The organism is Corallococcus praedator (assembly GCF_003612125.1).
GTDB classification, from domain to species: Bacteria; Myxococcota; Myxococcia; order Myxococcales; family Myxococcaceae; genus Corallococcus; species Corallococcus praedator.
In genome coordinates this window covers 1-863 of the sequence record NZ_RAWI01000798.1, presented here as the reverse complement: position 1 = coordinate 863, position 863 = coordinate 1, and the positions used below count along the sequence as shown (strand labels likewise).

Sequence of the window (863 nt, the reverse complement as noted above, 5' to 3'; positions counted from 1 at the left end):
GGGCCATGCTGCTCAATCCACTGACGCTGCGCCATGTCGGACCCAGGGAGGAGGCTTTGTCCTGTCTCGCCCCTGCTGGGGGGACATAGGAGGCGTGCATGTTCGTGCGTCGAAGCGGGGCTGTCGTGTTGTTGCTGCTCCTCCCGGGGCTGGGAGGGGCGGAGGACTTCACCGAGGAGGGCGACACTGAACCCAAGGAGGTGTTTTCGTCTCCGGCCCCCTCCAGCCCGGGCACCCCTTGGGCCTCCCTGTTTCGAATGGAAGCCACGACGCTGACGCTGCTGCCGAGACATGGGGCGCGTAGCGACGAGGGCTTCATGCAAGTAGAGCCCATGGCGGTGGTGAACAGGGGCGCGACGTTCCACCTCAACGTGGGGGCTCCAGTTCGGCTGCGGTTGTGGGGCGGCGGAGTGGGGACCTCCTTTGTGAGGAAGGAGGACTGGGACACGCTGTCCGACTGGGGACAGGTGGTGCGCATTCTCACGCTGGGGAGCGACGCGTCTCCGGCATCGCTGTGGATGGGGTCCCTGGACTCCTACACGTTGTTGTCCGGGCATCTGGTGCGGCGCTACAACAACCGCGGCAATCCTGATTACCACCCCGCCGGAGTCGTGGTGACGGGCACTCTGGGGCCGGTGTACACGGAGGCCTTCGCCTCGGACATGTTGGGTGCACGCCTGACGGGTGCGGAAGTCGCGCTGGACCTGCAGCACTTCTTCTTCGGACGCCCCCCGCTCCCTGGGCGTTACACGCTGGCGCTGTCCGCCGTGCATGACTGGGGGAGGGCGGGAGGCGTATCGAGGCCCCTGACGCTGGCGCACCTGGATGGCACGGCCGTGGTGTTGAGGCGCAGGAGCAAGGGC

Annotated in this window: 1 pseudogene; it reads left to right on the top strand. The window is 67.0% G+C overall.

Features of this window, described 5'->3' with window-relative positions:
• Positions 1–98: 98 nt before the first annotated feature.
• Positions 99–863: pseudogene (locus tag D7Y13_RS41820) on the top strand (hypothetical protein); the annotation flags it as partial.